General features: G+C 44.6%; 14 protein-coding genes. All 14 read right to left on the bottom strand.

Translation table 11 applies throughout. The features are described from left to right. Window positions 1-38: 38 nt before the first annotated feature. From ftsZ to rsmH, 14 genes are read right to left on the bottom strand one after another with little or no spacing between them, the layout of a single operon-like run. The gene (ftsZ, locus tag BWD47_RS18435; protein ID WP_036971183.1) at window positions 39-1289 is read right to left on the bottom strand and encodes a cell division protein FtsZ; all 1251 of its coding nucleotides are present in this window, start codon (window positions 1287-1289) and stop codon (window positions 39-41) included. A gap of 21 nt (window positions 1290-1310) precedes the next feature. After that, on the bottom strand, window positions 1311-2543 hold the full coding sequence (ftsA, locus tag BWD47_RS18440) for a cell division protein FtsA (protein WP_036971185.1): 1233 nt from the start codon (window positions 2541-2543) through the stop codon (window positions 1311-1313). Then, window positions 2540-3319 carry a cell division protein FtsQ/DivIB gene (locus tag BWD47_RS18445; RefSeq protein ID WP_065978161.1) on the bottom strand — a complete coding sequence of 260 codons (780 nt, stop codon included), beginning with the start codon at window positions 3317-3319 and terminating at the stop codon, window positions 2540-2542. Before BWD47_RS18445 ends, ftsA begins: the two co-directional genes overlap by 4 nt. 1 nt (window position 3320) lies before the next feature. After that, the gene (locus BWD47_RS18450; RefSeq protein ID WP_036971189.1) at window positions 3321-4241 is read right to left on the bottom strand and encodes a D-alanine--D-alanine ligase; all 921 of its coding nucleotides are present in this window, start codon (window positions 4239-4241) and stop codon (window positions 3321-3323) included. Further along, window positions 4238-5674 (bottom strand): UDP-N-acetylmuramate--L-alanine ligase, encoded by a 1437-nt coding sequence (gene murC, locus BWD47_RS18455; RefSeq protein WP_206770699.1) that lies wholly within the window; start codon window positions 5672-5674, stop codon window positions 4238-4240. The genes BWD47_RS18450 and murC overlap by 4 nt, the downstream gene beginning before the upstream one ends. Window positions 5675-5688: 14 nt before the next feature. After that, window positions 5689-6765 carry an undecaprenyldiphospho-muramoylpentapeptide beta-N-acetylglucosaminyltransferase gene (murG, locus tag BWD47_RS18460; RefSeq protein ID WP_075594462.1) on the bottom strand — a complete coding sequence of 359 codons (1077 nt, stop codon included), beginning with the start codon at window positions 6763-6765 and terminating at the stop codon, window positions 5689-5691. Next, window positions 6762-7937: a cell division protein FtsW gene (ftsW, locus tag BWD47_RS18465; protein WP_036971195.1), complete on the bottom strand. Its 1176-nt coding sequence runs from the start codon at window positions 7935-7937 to the stop codon at window positions 6762-6764. The genes murG and ftsW overlap by 4 nt, the downstream gene beginning before the upstream one ends. Next, entirely contained in the window at window positions 7934-9259 is a 1326-nt protein-coding gene (murD, locus tag BWD47_RS18470) for a UDP-N-acetylmuramoyl-L-alanine--D-glutamate ligase (RefSeq protein WP_075594463.1), read from the bottom strand. The genes ftsW and murD overlap by 4 nt, the downstream gene beginning before the upstream one ends. Beyond that, window positions 9260-10342 carry a phospho-N-acetylmuramoyl-pentapeptide-transferase gene (gene mraY, locus BWD47_RS18475; RefSeq protein WP_036971198.1) on the bottom strand — a complete coding sequence of 361 codons (1083 nt, stop codon included), beginning with the start codon at window positions 10340-10342 and terminating at the stop codon, window positions 9260-9262. Next, window positions 10336-11724, bottom strand: coding sequence for a UDP-N-acetylmuramoyl-tripeptide--D-alanyl-D-alanine ligase (gene murF, locus BWD47_RS18480; protein WP_036971200.1), 1389 nt, complete (start codon window positions 11722-11724; stop codon window positions 10336-10338). The genes mraY and murF overlap by 7 nt, the downstream gene beginning before the upstream one ends. Then, on the bottom strand, window positions 11721-13199 hold the full coding sequence (murE, locus tag BWD47_RS18485) for a UDP-N-acetylmuramoyl-L-alanyl-D-glutamate--2,6-diaminopimelate ligase (protein WP_075594464.1): 1479 nt from the start codon (window positions 13197-13199) through the stop codon (window positions 11721-11723). Before murE ends, murF begins: the two co-directional genes overlap by 4 nt. Beyond that, on the bottom strand, window positions 13192-15009 hold the full coding sequence (locus BWD47_RS18490) for a penicillin-binding transpeptidase domain-containing protein (RefSeq protein WP_036971205.1): 1818 nt from the start codon (window positions 15007-15009) through the stop codon (window positions 13192-13194). The genes murE and BWD47_RS18490 overlap by 8 nt, the downstream gene beginning before the upstream one ends. Continuing rightward, window positions 15006-15332, bottom strand: a complete 327-nt coding sequence (gene ftsL / locus BWD47_RS18495) for a cell division protein FtsL (protein WP_036971208.1) — start codon at window positions 15330-15332, stop codon at window positions 15006-15008. The genes BWD47_RS18490 and ftsL overlap by 4 nt, the downstream gene beginning before the upstream one ends. Then, window positions 15332-16267: a 16S rRNA (cytosine(1402)-N(4))-methyltransferase RsmH gene (rsmH, locus tag BWD47_RS18500; protein ID WP_036971210.1), complete on the bottom strand. Its 936-nt coding sequence runs from the start codon at window positions 16265-16267 to the stop codon at window positions 15332-15334. The genes ftsL and rsmH overlap by 1 nt, the downstream gene beginning before the upstream one ends. Between the last annotated feature and the right edge of the window lie 6 nt (window positions 16268-16273).

Here is a 16273-nt window from a genome sequence, read left to right on the forward strand (position 1 = left end):
ATTTGTTTATTTATCGAACAAATTATCAGTAGAAAGTCTTAGTCAGCTTGCTTTCTTAAGAAAGCGGGGATGTCAAAATAATCGCCACCCTCTGATTTATCAGACTTTTTATTGCTCTCAGCTGTCTTTGACGAGACAGAGCTGCTTGTTGTGCTTTGCTTTACAGGCTCTTGCTTTTCAGATGTAGCTGACATGCTCACATCATCACTGCTGCCTTGACTTGCAAAGCTTGGTACATACATGCTGCTAGTCGTTTGGTTCATTGAGCTTTGTACATCAGAGCCTGATGCTTTCTTAAAGCCATTATCAACGATGCCAAACTGTGGACGACGATCGCCCCCTAAACCTGTTGCAACAACAGTTACACGTAACTCGTCGCTCATTTCTGGGTCAATTACCGCACCAACAACCACGGTTGCATTTTCAGACGCTAATGCTTTAACGTGGTTACCCACAATTTCAAATTCTTCAATCGCAATATCCATGCCCGCAGTGATATTAACAAGAATGCCTTTAGCACCTGTTAAATCAACATCTTCAAGTAATGGACTTGAAATAGCGGCTTCTGCTGCTTCTTGTGCACGGTCTGGGCCAGATGCTGACGCTGTGCCCATCATCGCAGTTCCCATCGCTGACATTACAGTACGTACGTCGGCGAAATCCACGTTGATTAGACCTGAGCGTGTGATTAATTCTGCAATGCCTTGAACAGCACCAAATAACACGTCATTTGCTTTTGCGAAGGCATCTAATAGTGTAGTCCCTTTGCCTAAAACTTTAAGCAATTTATTGTTCGGAATTGTAATAAGAGAGTCTACAATTTCTGACAATTCATTAATGCCTTGTTCAGCCGCTGCAGCACGCTTTTTACCTTCAAAATCAAACGGACGAGTAACCACTGCAACCGTTAAGATCCCTAACTCTTTTGCAATTTTTGCAACCACAGGCGCAGCCCCCGTACCTGTACCGCCACCCATACCGGCTGCGATAAAGACCATGTCAGCGCCTTCAAGGCTAGCACGGATAGTTTCAGCGTCTTCTTCTGCTGAATTACGGCCTACTTCAGGGTTTGCACCCGCACCTAAACCAGAGGTGATCTGTGTACCTAGTTGCACGGTTACATCGGCAGATGAATTACGTAATGCTTGTGCATCCGTATTTGCCGCAATAAAACGTACACCTTCAATTTGTTGTTTTACCATGTGTTCAACAGCGTTACCGCCGCCGCCGCCCACACCAATTACTTTAATGACAGCTTCTTCGCTGTGCTGTTCCATCATATCAAACATCTTTACTCTCCGACTTGAGCTTTAAAACTCACCTTGGAACCACTTCGTAATACGGTTCCACCAATTATTATCACCTTCAGCTTTCGATTTTTGTGCATTCATCGATTGCATAGTACGGCCGTATTGTAACAAACCAACCGCGGTCGCGTACGAAGGATCATCCACATAATCTGTCAAACCAACAATCCCGATTGGTTTGCCAATTCTGACTGGCATTTGGAAAATGTCTTCTGCCACTTCCATTGCCCCTGTCATTTTTGCTGTTCCGCCAGTGATGACGAGACCCGCAGCAATTTGGTCTTCTAAACCTGAGCGGCGTATTTCTTCCATAGCCAGCTCAAATAATTCTCTAAAACGCGGCTCAACAACCTCAGATAAGGTATGACGAGACATAATACGCGCAGGTCGCCCACCCACACTTGGCACTTCAATCGTGTCTTCGTTGCTCGCCATTTGGCTGCTTGCACAGGCATATTGTACTTTGAGTGACTCTGCATGTGATATAGGTGTTCTAAATATTTTTGCAATATCACCCGTTACTTGATTACCCGCAACAGGAATAACGGCTGAGTGACGAAGCGCACCATTAATATAAATGGTGATATCCATTGTACCGCCACCAATATCCAGCACCGCTACCCCTAACTCTTTTTCATCATCAGTCAGTACGGAATAACATGACGCTAATGCAGTAAAGATAAGTTGGTCCACTTCAAGACCACATCGCTCTACACATTTTTCAATATTTTTTGCCATGTCGTTTGAGCAAGTAATAATGTGGGCTCGCGCTTCCATTCTCACGCCACTCATACCCAATGGGTTTTTAATGCCTTCTTGCATATCAATGCTGTATTCTTGCGGTAATGCATGCAGCATTTTGCGCTCTGCCGAAATTGGCACTGAACGCGCAATATGAATCACATTTTCAATGTCTTCATCTGTCACCTCGGTGTTGTTAATAGCAACCACACCGCTTTCATTCTGACACTGAATATGCTTACCAGAAATACCTAAGTACACTGAACTAATGCGGCAATCGGCCATCAGTTCTGCTTCGTCAATAGCACGACGAATCGATTCAGAAACAAGGTTAAGGTCGTTTACGCCACCTTTATCCATACCATGCGATACCTGGCTGCCTACCCCCACAATACTGAGCTTATTATCTGCGGTGATTTCACCAACGGTGGCCACTACTTTTGAGGTGCCAACGTCTAATCCAATCACTAGGTTTCTTTCTGCTGACTTAGTCATGCCTTACTCTTATTTTCTAATTGTTCTTCTTGAAGTGGCTTCCAGCTCACTGCAAGACCGGTATCGTACCGTAAATCAACAACATCAATTTGTGCATCTGCACGTTGTTCCATGCGCGGATAAACGTCAATAAAACGTTGTACACGCTTCGCTTTTTCTTTGCGGCCTAAATTCAGGCGTATGCCGTTATCAAGCCATAACTGCCACGAAAAACGCTCAGAGAGCGCTAAACTTGTCAGCTCTAAATCATTCACCCTTAGCATTGCTTGAAACTGACGAAAAGCCGTCCAAGCTTCTATTTCACTGCCTTCAGGGCCATATAGCTGCGGTAGCGTATCAGGTAATTTATCACTACTTGCTTGGAACACTTCCCCTGATTGATTCAAGAGTAAATCACTGTTCCAATGGGCTACCGCTTGGTGCTCAACCACATACACTTGTAAGGTATCTGGCCACTGTTTTCTTACCGATGCCGTTGCGACCCATGGCAGACTTTGTACCAAGCGTTGCACATGTTTGACATCCAATTCAAAAAAACTCGATAAGTCGGCTTTTTTTATCGCACTAATAATTGCTTTTTCATCAGTGTATTGAGGCTGTCCAAGCACTGATAAATGCTTAATTTGCGCATCTTTGTTTTCAACCAACCAATCAGACACCCCTGTGGTAATCTTTACTAAAGAAAAAATGACCACCAGAAAAAAGCTCACACCAAAAATCAGCGACCAATTAAGTTGCTGTTTTAACTGTTGCGCTTTCTTCAAAAAAGGATGCATATTAAAGTGTTTGCTCCAGAATGCGAACAACTAATTGTTCAAAACTTGCACCATTGGCTTTAGCCGCCATTGGCACCAACGACTTTTCGGTCATGCCTGGGACTGTATTCACTTCTAATAAGTAAAAATTCCCCTGTTCATCACGCATTGCATCAACACGCCCCCAGCCACTCGCGCCAACCAAATCAAAGGCTTTAAGAGCCATATCTTGCAATAATTGTGTTTCTTGCTGAGATAAATCTGCAGGGCAATGGTACTGCGTGGTATTTGATTGATACTTAGCCTGATAGTCGTAAAAACCATTCGGTGTTGTCATTTCAATAACAGGCTGAACATCTTGACCTAAAACAGCAACGGTAAATTCACGACCCGTAATCCATTGCTCTACGAGTACTTGGCTGTCAAATTTAAAGGCCGCATTTAAAGCGGCATCTAACTGCTCAGCCGTATGCGCCTCAGCCATACCAATGCTTGACCCTTCATGTGATGGCTTAACCATCACCTTACCAAATTCGTTTATGATTGCTTGGCTATCAAACTCATGGCGGCTATCGACAACGGTGTAAGGTGCTGTGCTTAAGCCCATTGCTTTAAATAAATGCTTACAACGCACTTTATCCATAGCCAATGCAGAGCCCAATACATCACTGCCAGTATAAGGAAGTCCCATAAATTCAAGCGCACCTTGAATCGTACCATCTTCACCGCCTCGGCCATGAAGTGCGATAAATACTCGTTCAATATTGCGCTCTTTTAATTGCCAAAGAGGCTGCTCTTTAGGATCAAATGCGATGGCATCAACGCCAACATTCTGCAATGCGTTCAATACGGCTTGGCCCGATTTAAGCGAGACTTCTCGTTCAGCTGATGTACCGCCAAAAAGAACTGCTACTTTGCCAAATTTGTCGCTTGTCTGGCTCATACATTTACCTGCTTAAGTTGTTCAATAGACAAGTTGCTTGCTGCTAACTTTTTCACTAATTGGCCTATGTTACCAGCGCCTTGCGTTAAAACTAAATCATTATCTTGCATTACATCAGCAAGCACACCCGCAAGCTCTGCACTGCTTGCTACATGCAATGGCTCTTTGCCGCGTTGGCGTAAACTACGACATAAACTCTTACTGTCGGCACCGACTATGGGCTCTTCACCTGCAGCATAAACATCAAGCAGTAATAACTGATCGACATCGGCAAGTACTTTAACGAAATCTTCGTATAAATCTCGAGTACGGCTATAACGATGCGGTTGGTACACCATGACTAACCGTTTATCTGGCCAGCCTTCACGTACAGCAGCAATGGTTGCGGCAACTTCAGATGGGTGATGCCCATAATCATCGACTAACATCACATTACCGCGTTCATTTTCAAATGTGCCGTAATGTTGAAAACGACGGCCTACACCTTCAAATTTTACCAGCGCTTCTAAAATTGCATTATTTGCAATATTTTGATCTTTTGCCACCGCAATCGCAGCGGTTGCATTTAATGCATTGTGCTTGCCTGGCATATTCAAGCTAACAGCTAAGCTTTCTCCGTGTTTATTCACTACATTGAATGAACAGGTATTGGCTGTCTGGCTAAAATCAACCATGCGGTAATCAGCATCGGCCGATTCACCGTAGGTGATCACTGGGCGACCAAAACGAGGAATAAGCTCTGCAGCCACCTCAGAATCTATGCAAACAACCGCTAAACCGTAAAATGGCAAGTTATGAATAAAGTCGACATAGGTGTCTTTCATTTTCTCAAAACTGCCACCATAGGTATCCATATGATCTTCTTCGATATTCGTGATCACCGACACCATCGGCTGTAAGTGTAAAAACGACGCATCACTCTCATCGGCTTCGGCAATTAAAAAATCACTTTTACCAACCTTCGCATTACTACCCGCACTGTTTAGCAGGCCGCCAATAATAAAAGTGGGATCAAGCCCTGCTTGTGCATAAATGCTCGCAATTAAACTTGTTGTCGTGGTTTTACCATGTGTTCCTGCCACGGCAATGCCATGACGAAAGCGCATTAATTCTGCAAGCATCTCTGCGCGGCGAACAATCGGAATACGCGCCGCTTTTGCTGCTTTAATTTCTGGATTTTGATCGTTAATCGCACTTGATACCACGACCACGCTGGCATCTTTGACATTATTTTCATCATGCCCGATAAACACTTCTGCGCCGACATGAATCAAACGTTCTGTCATGGCACTGTGTGCGATATCTGAGCCGGTAATACGGTAGCCTTCAAAAGCAAGTACTTCGGCAATGCCACCCATCCCAGCGCCACCAATACCAATAAAGTGGATGGTGTCAATTCGACGCATCGCAGGACGAGTGCTGTTTTCTTTCATCGTGCTTTCTTTCACTACTTATCTCTTCTATTTGCTAGCTGCTCACAGCACTTCGCAACATTGGCTGTGGCATCTAAAATGGCAAGCTGTTTCGCTTTACTTGCCATAGTTGAAATTTTTTCTGGTGCGTTTAAGTAAGGTGATAACACATTCACAACCGCATCTTTTGTAAACTCACTTTGCGGCATCAGCAAAGCGGCTTGCGCGGCGACTAAATACCCTGCATTAGCCGTTTGATGGTCATCCACTGCATGTGGAAACGGCACAAATAGAGCCATTCGACCCGCCGCAGCGATTTCACTTACTGTCAATGCACCAGCACGGCAAATTACCAAATCGGCCCATTGATAAGCGCTATCCATATCATCAATAAATTCAGTCACTTTGCTAAAATCAGCTAACCCTAACTGTTGATAGCTCGCGGTGACATTAGGTTCATTATTTTTACCCGTTTGGTGCCATATATTAAGCGTTGTTTGCGCTGAAAGCTCACTGAATACAGCCGGTAAAGTCTGATTCAATACTTGCGCCCCCAGCGAACCACCGACCACTAGCACATTAATCGGCGTTTGCGTTTGCTTAGCCGTTACCGTCGCAACACTATCGCGCACTGGGTTACCAACGATTTCACACTGCCCTTTAGCAAAAGCCGAAGGAAAAGCAGCCAAAACCTTATTCGCACACTTTGCTAACCAACGGTTACTCATACCTGCCACTGCATTCTGTTCATGAATAACCAGAGGGATCCCTAAGCTTTTTGCGGCAATTCCTGTTGGGCCTGTCACATAGCCGCCCATGGCGAGTACGACATCAGGCTTTTGCGCTTTTAAAATTTTACGCGCCTGCAAAATGGCATTTATCACCATAAAAGGGGCTTTAATCAAGCGCTTTATACCATTACCGCGCACACCTTTTACGTTAATAAAGTCAATTTCAATATTGTGTTTGGGCACAACATTGGCTTCCATTCTATCGGGTGTTCCAATCCAGCTTACCTGCCAACCTTGCTGCTTTAAAAAATCTGCAACCGCAATGCCAGGGAAAATATGCCCACCGGTGCCACCAGCAACTACAAGTAATTTTTTACTCATCGTTTGCCTCCGCGTGAGGTAGCTTGCTTTGTCGCCATTTTGGTTTCAAAATCAATTCGCAAAAGTACACCTGTTGCGATGGTCATAATTAATAAACTAGAACCACCGTACGAAATAAACGGCAAGGTTAAGCCTTTGGTCGGTAAGATCCCCGCACTTGCGCCGACATTTACCATGGTTTGAAAGGCAAACCAAATACCAATCGCAAAGGCAAAATAACCTTCATACTCTTTACCGCACTTCAACGCTTTTTGACCAATAAGCAAGGCTCTAAAAACAAATATTGCAAGCACCACTAAAATACTTAACACCCCAAAAAACCCTAGCTCTTCACCTATAACAGCGAAGATAAAGTCATTGTGTGCTTCGGGAAGGTACTGTAGCTTTTGCACACTATTACCTAAGCCTTGACCAAACCAACCACCTTGACTGTATGCCATTAGCGACTGTACTAATTGGTAACCTTTTCCGAACGGGTCTTCCCAAGGTTCAAGAAAGCCTGTAACACGTGCCATACGATAAGGTTCAGCAATAATCAGCACGACTACAGCAGCAATCCCCGTTAATATAAGACCAAAGAATTGCCATAGTTTTGCACCCGCTAGAAAGAGTAAGCCCACCGTCGTAACAAACAGAACCACTACGGTGCCTAAGTCAGGCTGCATCAATATCAATAAAGCATACACACCAAACACGGCTAACGGCTTAAAGAAGCCTTTCAGGTTTTCTTGTACTTCTGCGCGCTTACGCACTAAATAGCCAGCAATATAACTAAAAAAATACAGCTTAGCGGCTTCTGCTACCTGAAAACCAATGGGTCCCACTGGTATCCAGCGCTTTGCACCATTGACCTCACGACCAACTATCAATACCAGTACCAGTAAAGCTAAGCCCAGCAAGAGTAAATAAGGGTTACTGCGTTTCCACCAATCCATTGGGACATTGGTGGCTATCCAGAATAGAAAAAAGCCCATAATTAAGAACATGCTATGGCGAATAATGATGTGATAAGGATTATCAAATAAACGCTCAGCGGTGGGCATCGATGCACTGGTCACCATCACAAAGCCAACCCCAATCAACATCAACATGCAATACATCAACGGCACATCATAAAGTTGTGCAGATTGTTTAGGTGTAAGCGCGTCACGAATATCAGCAAATGCAATCATACTGCCTCCGCCAATACGCACTGGGTAAAATCATCCCCACGCTGCATATAGTTGTTATACATATCTATGCTGGCACAAGCGGGGGCAAGTAATACGATATCGCCCTGATCACTCAGCTGTTTTGCAAGTAGCACTGCTTCATGCATGTTGCTAGTAAGGTGGCCTTTATCTGAAAGCGCCACTAATGCTTTTGCATCTTTACCAAAGCAGACCAAGGCTTTTACTTTGTCGTTCAAATACGGTTTTAGGGCATCTAAATCAGCCCCCTTCGCATCGCCACCGGCAATAACAACTAATTGCTTTGCTTGATCAGCCAGGCTTTCAATTGCGGCGATAGTCGCGCCAACATTCGTTGCTTTTGAGTCATTAAAATACTTTACACCACTAATTTCAGCGACAAACTGACACCGGTGCGCAAGTCCAGTAAAGGCACTAAATGCTTGCTGATAGTGCTCGGCTGTGATTTCAAATGGGCTTAATAACGCCATCACTGCCAATGCATTTTGTTGATTATGCGAGCCCACAACATTTAAGCTGCTTACAGGTAACAGAGGCTTACCTTGTGCTGCAAAATATTGTTCACCCTGTTGTTCAACTAAAGAGTAATCGGCATTACGAAGTGCAAAGCTTAACTGCGGCTGCTTTGCAGTGTGTGTTGCCGCATCAATGGCATTCACAACACAAAGCGCTGCGCCATTATAGATACGTTGCTTCGAGTCGATATAAGCTTGATAGCTTGGGTAGCGATCTAAATGATCTTCACTGACATTGAGTACACACGCACTGTGTGCTTTTAAGCTCTGGGTGGTATCAAGCTGAAAACTGGATAACTCAAGCACAAAAACATCGTAGTCATGCGCTAATAAATCAAGTACAGCCGTGCCTATATTGCCGCCAAGGCCCACTTTATAACCCGCAGCTTTGAGTACCTCAAATGCCAGCGTCACCACAGTTGATTTTCCGTTTGACCCCGTCACTGCCACAATAGGCTTATCTGTTAAGCGCGCGAAGAGCTCAACATCGCCAATCACTTCTACCCCCGCAGCCATTGCTTTTGCGACTGCTGGCGTTGTTAAACTAAGCCCAGGGCTGATAATAATGATGTCGGTATTGCTAAGCGCTGCATTATCTAAATCACCAAAGTGGGTAACCAGCTCACTCGCATGCTCAGCTAGCCAATCAGCACCTGGCGGCTGCTCTCGGCTATCCACAACCTTTGGCTGAATATTCTGAGACAATAAAAAACGCACAATGCCCAGACCGGTTACACCGAGTCCGAGCACTGTTATGTGTTTATTTTTAATCTCGTTAATTACTGTCATTTACCTGATCTTCAATGTCGCAAGGCCCGCAAGCACGAGCACAATCGAAATAATCCAAAAGCGCACAATCACACGTGGTTCTGGCCATCCCTTTAACTCATAATGGTGATGAATAGGCGCCATTCTAAAAATGCGCTGCCCACGTAACTTATATGAACCGACTTGTAAAATTACCGATAAAGCTTCCATCACAAACACACCGCCCATAATAATGAGCACTAATTCTTGGCGAACTAATACCGCAATAATGCCCAGTGCGCCGCCAAGCGCAAGCGAGCCCACATCGCCCATAAATACTTGTGCTGGGTATGTGTTAAACCATAAGAAACCAAGCCCTGCCCCCACAATCGCGGTGCACACTACAACCAGTTCGCTTGCCAGCGGTAAATGAGGAATATGTAAGTAGCTAGAGAAATTCACGTTACCCGTTAAATAAGCAATAATGGCCAGAGCCGACGCGACTAAAATAGTCGGAACAATTGCTAAACCGTCAAGCCCATCCGTTAGGTTTACCGCGTTAGATGTGCCGACAATAACAAAGTAAGTCATGACGATATAAAACAAGCCAAGTTGTGGCAGTACATCTTTAAAAAACGGCACTACTAACGATGTTTCAGTACCTTGCTGCGCAGTAAAATAAAGTGCGCTTGCCACAACTAAGGCGATCACTGACTGCCAAAAGTACTTCCACTTAGCGATGAGACCTTTGGGGTCTTTACGAATTACTTTGCGATAGTCATCAATAAAGCCCACTACGCCTAATGATCCCACAACAAATAACGTTGCCCACACATATTTATTTGATAAATCAGCCCACAACAACGTACTGGTAAAAATCGCACCAAGAATCAAAATTCCGCCCATAGTAGGCGTGCCTTTTTTAGACAGATGAGACTCCGGACCATCATGGCGAACCACTTGACCAATCTGCATTTTTTGTAAACCGCGAATAAGCTTAGGGCCATAATAAAGTGAAATAAGTAAGGCGGTTAAAATACCTAAAATCGCTCGCAGCGTCAGGTATGAAAACACATTAAAGCCGCTATAATACTGTGTTAAATACTCTGCCAACCACACTAACATGACGTTACCCCATTGTTGCCATCTTGCTGGCTGTTAACTAAATCTGCTACCACAAGTTCCATACGAGAACTTCGCGATCCTTTCACTACAATGGTGGTCTTTTGCTGAGATTCAGCGAGCACACTTTGTAATTGTTGTAATAATTGCTCACGGCTTGAGAAATGACGATTTGGCTTTTCAAAAACATCACTGGCCGACTTACTCAATACGCCAAGGCTGTAAAGTTCATCAATGCCCTTTTGCTGAGCATACTCACCCACTTGTTGGTGATAAAAACGTGCTTCTTCACCAAGTTCGCCCATATCACCCAAGGCGAAAATACGGCGTCCGGGCATATCGCTCAATAAATCAATGGCTGCTTTAACTGACTGCACATTTGCGTTGTAAGTATCATCAATTACCGTTAGCTTATCTGATACTTTCAGTACGTTAACACGTCCCTTTACTTCGCCCATGGATGCAAGCGCAGTTGCAATACTGTCTAAACTCACACCTAATTCAGTGGTTAACGCGGTAGCGATAAGCGCATTAGCAATATTGTGCTTACCAGGCAAAGCAAGCGTTACAGGGACTTTGTGCTCTGTTGTACACAGCATAAATGAAGCGCGCGCTTGTTCATCAAGCACTACATCTTCAGCCCAATAATCTAACTGTTGTGTGGTAGAAAAACGCTTTACTGTTCGGTGAGTCAGTTTATCTAACCAATAATCAGCAAAGTCGCTATCACAATTAACAATGGCAACCCCATCCGGTTTTAAGCCATCGTAAATTTCCCCCTTCGCTGTCGCTACACCTTGTAACGAGCCAAAACCTTCTAAGTGCGACGCGGCAACATTACACACAACAGCCACATCTGGTTTTGTCATGGCAACAGTGTAAGCAATCTCACCAATATGATTAGCACCCAATTCAATCACGGCATATTCATGCTGAGGCTCAAGGCGCAACAATGTTAGCGGCACACCAATATCGTTATTAAAGTTGCCTTTAGTCGAGAGCACTTCACCGTGGCCTGACAGAATTGCTGCACACATTTCTTTTACGGTCGTTTTACCAACACTGCCTGTTATTGCGATGGTTTTTGGTGAGACTTCTGCCATCACCGCCGCCCCAATATGACCCAGCGCAATGCGAGTATCTGTGACAACAAACTGCACAATATCAACGTTAACAGGGCGCGCAACAATGGCTGCAATCGCCCCTTTTTCTTTTGCTTGCGCTACAAATTTATGGCCATCAAAGTTAGGCCCTTGTAATGCTAAAAATACTTCACCCTCGCACAGTGTGCGCGTGTCGGTATTTATATTTTTCACTTTGTGATTACCACCGTGGTAATCGGTTGCTAGAACCTGTGCTAGCCAATCAAAATCCATCGGGATCATAACTGCGCCCCTTGCGATTTTTCTTTTAGTTGTTGTTGTACATATTGGCGGTCGCAGAAGTCGATACGCTGATCGCCAATAATTTGATAGTCTTCATGGCCTTTGCCTGCAATAAGAATCACATCATCGGCATTTGCTTGCTCTATTGCATAACTAATTGCACGAGCACGGTCTGCTTCGCAGTGCGCGCGCTCTGGGTGCTCAAGTCCTGCGACCACGTCAGCAATAATTGCATTTGGGTCTTCACTGCGTGGGTTATCGCTGGTGACGATAATACGATCAGCATTACCTTCAGCCGCTTTTGCCATCATTGGACGCTTGCCTTTATCGCGGTCACCGCCACAGCCAAACACACAGCTCACGCCCCCGGGGACATGCTTTTGTAAAGCCTGCAATGCCAGTGCAAGTGCATCTGGTGTATGTGCATAGTCAACAATACAAGTTGGTTGACCCGGTGCGCTAAACGCTTGCATGCGCCCAGCAACCGGTTGCAATGATTTACATGCGTCTACTAACTGTGAAAGCGGGTAACCCATACCTAATAGCGTGGCCATTGCTGCTGCTAGGTTATAGAGGTTAAATTCACCAAATAATGCAGATTGCACCTCAGCGTGACCCCAGCTTGTTTCGAACGTTGCCGAAATACCGGTGTTGCTATAAACGACATCGCTAAAATAGACATAGCGTGCGCCTTTCGGTGCTAAATTTTTATGGCCATAACAAATTAGGTTATTGAAGTCGTACTTTTCTAACCACTGTTCGACTTGTGCATCGTCTTGATTAAGCACAACAGTTTCTGGATTATGATCACGCAGCAACATCAATTTGGCATCGCCATACGCATCCATTGTGCCATGATAATCTAAGTGATCACGCGACAAATTGGTAAAAACGGCGGCTTTAAACTGACAATGATCAACGCGCTGTTGCACCAGACCATGCGATGAAACTTCCATTGCAACCACATTCATGTGTTGGTCACGTAGTTCAGATAAAATACGTTGTAAATCAACACTTGATGGAGTGGTATTGGCTAAGGGTGTTAGCTGTTCAGGGTGACCATAACCCAGCGTACCAATAACCGCTGCAGATTTATGGCATTGCTGCGCTAAATGCGCGATCATTGCCGTCGTTGTTGATTTGCCATTGGTGCCTGTTACGCCCACTAAATCTAACTCAGCAGAGGGCTGTTGGTAGAATGCAGCAGCGAGTGCTGGCAGCTTTTTAGCTAAGTCAGACACTAAGTAAAGTGGTTCGAAATGACTTTCAAACTCACATAAGCGATCAGCAATCACAGCAACCGCACCATTTTCAATGGCTTTCTTTATAAACTGGCCGCCATCAAGCTGATGGCCTTTAATTGCCACAAATACATCACCGGGATGAACATCGCGACTATCTAGACGCAGTTGATTGACTAATAAAGAATTAGCCTCCACGTCAATATGATTAAGAATGGGTTTTAAATCACGCATCGTTATCTTTGCCTTCCACGTACGCAACCGCATCTTTGTCCGGTGCGACGTTTAAAATTCTTAAGGCATTGGAGACAATCTCTGCAAATGCAGGACCTGCCGTCGCTCCGCCATAATAAACATCTCCACCCGGTTCATTTATCATTACCACAACAGCTAAACGAGGATTGCTGGCTGGCGCTATACCTGCAAAATAACCGACATATTCGTCACCATAACCACCCACAGCGGCCTTTTTAGAGGTCCCTGTTTTACCCGCTGCACGGTAGCCATCTACGTGAACTTTTTGTGCCGTACCGCCTTTTTCAAATACACTTTCCATCATGTGAACAACGGCTTCAACATCCTTTTGTTGAAAAACACGCTCGCCTTCAGGAATTGAATCTTGCTTCAGCACAGTCAAAGGACGCATAACGCCACCCGACCCTAACATGGCATAAAAACGCGCCATTTGTGCCGTGCTTACCGCTAAGTTATAACCAAACGATAAAGCGGCAATTTCGTGATCAGACCAACGACGGTGTGGATAAAATAAGCCACTACTTTCACCGACCATTCCGGTGCCGCTGTCACTGCCAAAGCCAACTTTTTCATAAAGGCCCACAAAATAGTCTTTCGGTACGGTTTGGCTGACCTTCGTCACACCCATATTACTTGAGTACTTTAAGATTTCTCTTAAGCTCATTTCGCCGTGATTACGCGTGTCTTGTACTAAGCTCCCGCCAACGCGCATCCAGCCTGGGTAAGTATCAATAATTTCATCCGGTTGGATTGAGCCGTAGTCTAAACCAGCCAAAATGGCTAGTGGCTTAACAGTCGAACCCGGTTCAAACAAATCGGTAATGGCACGGTTACGGCGTTTGTGTGGTGCTGCGTCTGATAAATTATTCGGGTTGAATGAAGGGCTATTAACCATTGCCAGTACTTCACCGGTTTTTACATCTACGACCATAGCCGAGCCCGATGTTGCTTTGTAAGATAATACGGCTGACTTCACCGCTTTATAAGCAATGGCTTGAATACGTTGATCAATACTTAAATGGATATTCTCTGGTTCTACACGCTCACGCTCATCAAGTACTTCAACTTCGCGGCCTTGGGCATCTTTACGAATAGTACGCTGGCCTTCAACACCGGTTAGTTGTTGTTCGTATAGTTTTTCGATTCCTTCGATTCCATGACCGTCGATATTCGTAAAACCAATCACGTGCGCAGTCACTTCGCCAGCAGGATAATAACGTTTTGATTCGTCGAGTAAATGAATACCAGGCAAACGTAAATCACCAATATAATTAGCAACCGCAGGCGTTACCTGACGCTTTAAATATACAAATCGGCGTTTCGGATTATCGCGCAGGCGCGCATTGATTTTAGTTGGCTCAATACGCAGTACATCCGCCAGCTCACGCCAACGAATATCATTGCTGTAATAAGCGGCAATGCGTCTATTTAATTCTGCGGTGTTCTCTGCCAGTGCATTTTGATCTTCACCATTTTTACGCGCTTGGCGAAGCACTTTGCTGACCAACGATTTATGCAATGCTTTGGGGTCTGCATACACACTAACCACAGGCACACTTACCGCCAGCTCTTTGCCATTGCGATCAAAGATCATACCGCGTTGTACATGTTGTTTTTCAACACGTACTGTGCGTTTATCACTTTCTGAACGCGCTTTGTCTGGTTCAATTACTTGCAAAAATGCGGCACGCGCTACCAGCGTCATAAAGACTAAAAATACAACCGAGCACACCAGCATAAAGCGCCATGTGATCAAGGTATTAGTTGGCTTTTTCCTTCTGCTTATCATTGCAGTATTACCACCTTTTCGTCTTGGCTGGTTGGCCGTTTCATTTCTAATTGCATGGTTGCAACTTCTTCGATACGTGCATGCTGTGAATAAAACTCTTCTTCTACCAACAAGTAGCGCCATTCAAGGTCTAGTTCATCACGCTCTTGCAATAACTTATCTTGTTCTATTAACTGTTGACGAGCTAAGTGAGTTACCTGCACGACACTCAAGCTCGATGCGAGAATCACAACCAACAAGGCCAAGGTCAGCTTATTAGCTCCTAGGCCTTTGAAAATCTCTAAAAATAAATTTGGTTGGCGATGTGTCGCTTTTGCTTTCATTACAACCTCTGTGCAACCCTTAGCACCGAGCTGCGCGAACGAGGATTTAATTCAATTTCTTCCTTGCTCGGCTTAATGGCTTTACCCACTGCTTTTAACGTCAGGTTTTTATTTATTTGTGCATCTGTTAAAGGCAGACCTCTGGGTATCGCCTCTCCCTTACTCTGTTTCTTAATAAACTGCTTAACAATACGATCTTCGAGTGAGTGGAACGAAATAACCACCAGCCGTCCACCCGGCTTTAATACTTCAACAGCAGCTTGAAGCGCCGTTTGAATTTCTTCGAGCTCACTGTTGATATAAATTCGAATCGCCTGAAAGGTGCGTGTTGCAGGGTGCTTATGTTTATCTTTTACTGGCACGGCTTGATCAACTAAATCAGCCAATTGTTTGGTACTCGTAATCGGTGTGTGCTCGCGAGTTTCAATAATTTTATGAGCAATACGACGACCAAATTTTTCTTCACCAAAGGTTTTGATCACATGGGTAATGTCTTCAAGTTCCGCTTCGGCTAACCACTGTGCAGCACTGCGACCACTGGTTGGGTCCATGCGCATATCAAGCGGGCCATCTTTCATGAAACTAAAACCGCGTTCTGCATCGTCTAGTTGAGGTGATGACACACCAATGTCTAATAAAATGCCATCGACTTTACCAATTAAGTCATTGTCTTCCGCCACCGTTTTTAAATTAGAAAAACGGGTATGAGCAATTGAAAAACGGGCATCATCAGCAAATTTTTCGGCAGCTTTAATAGCTTGCGGATCTTGGTCGATTGCTTGTAAGCGACCGTGATCATTTAGACGCGCTAAAATTTGTCCTGAGTGTCCACCGCGACCAAATGTGCCATCCATGTAAATACCTTCGGGCTTTATGTCCAAAGCATTTATGGTTTCTTCCATCAGTACAGAGACATGTTCAAATTGCGCTGTCATTAGCTA

Source organism: Pseudoalteromonas sp. PAB 2.2 (assembly GCF_001938575.1).
Classification (GTDB): domain Bacteria; phylum Pseudomonadota; class Gammaproteobacteria; order Enterobacterales; family Alteromonadaceae; genus Pseudoalteromonas; species Pseudoalteromonas lipolytica.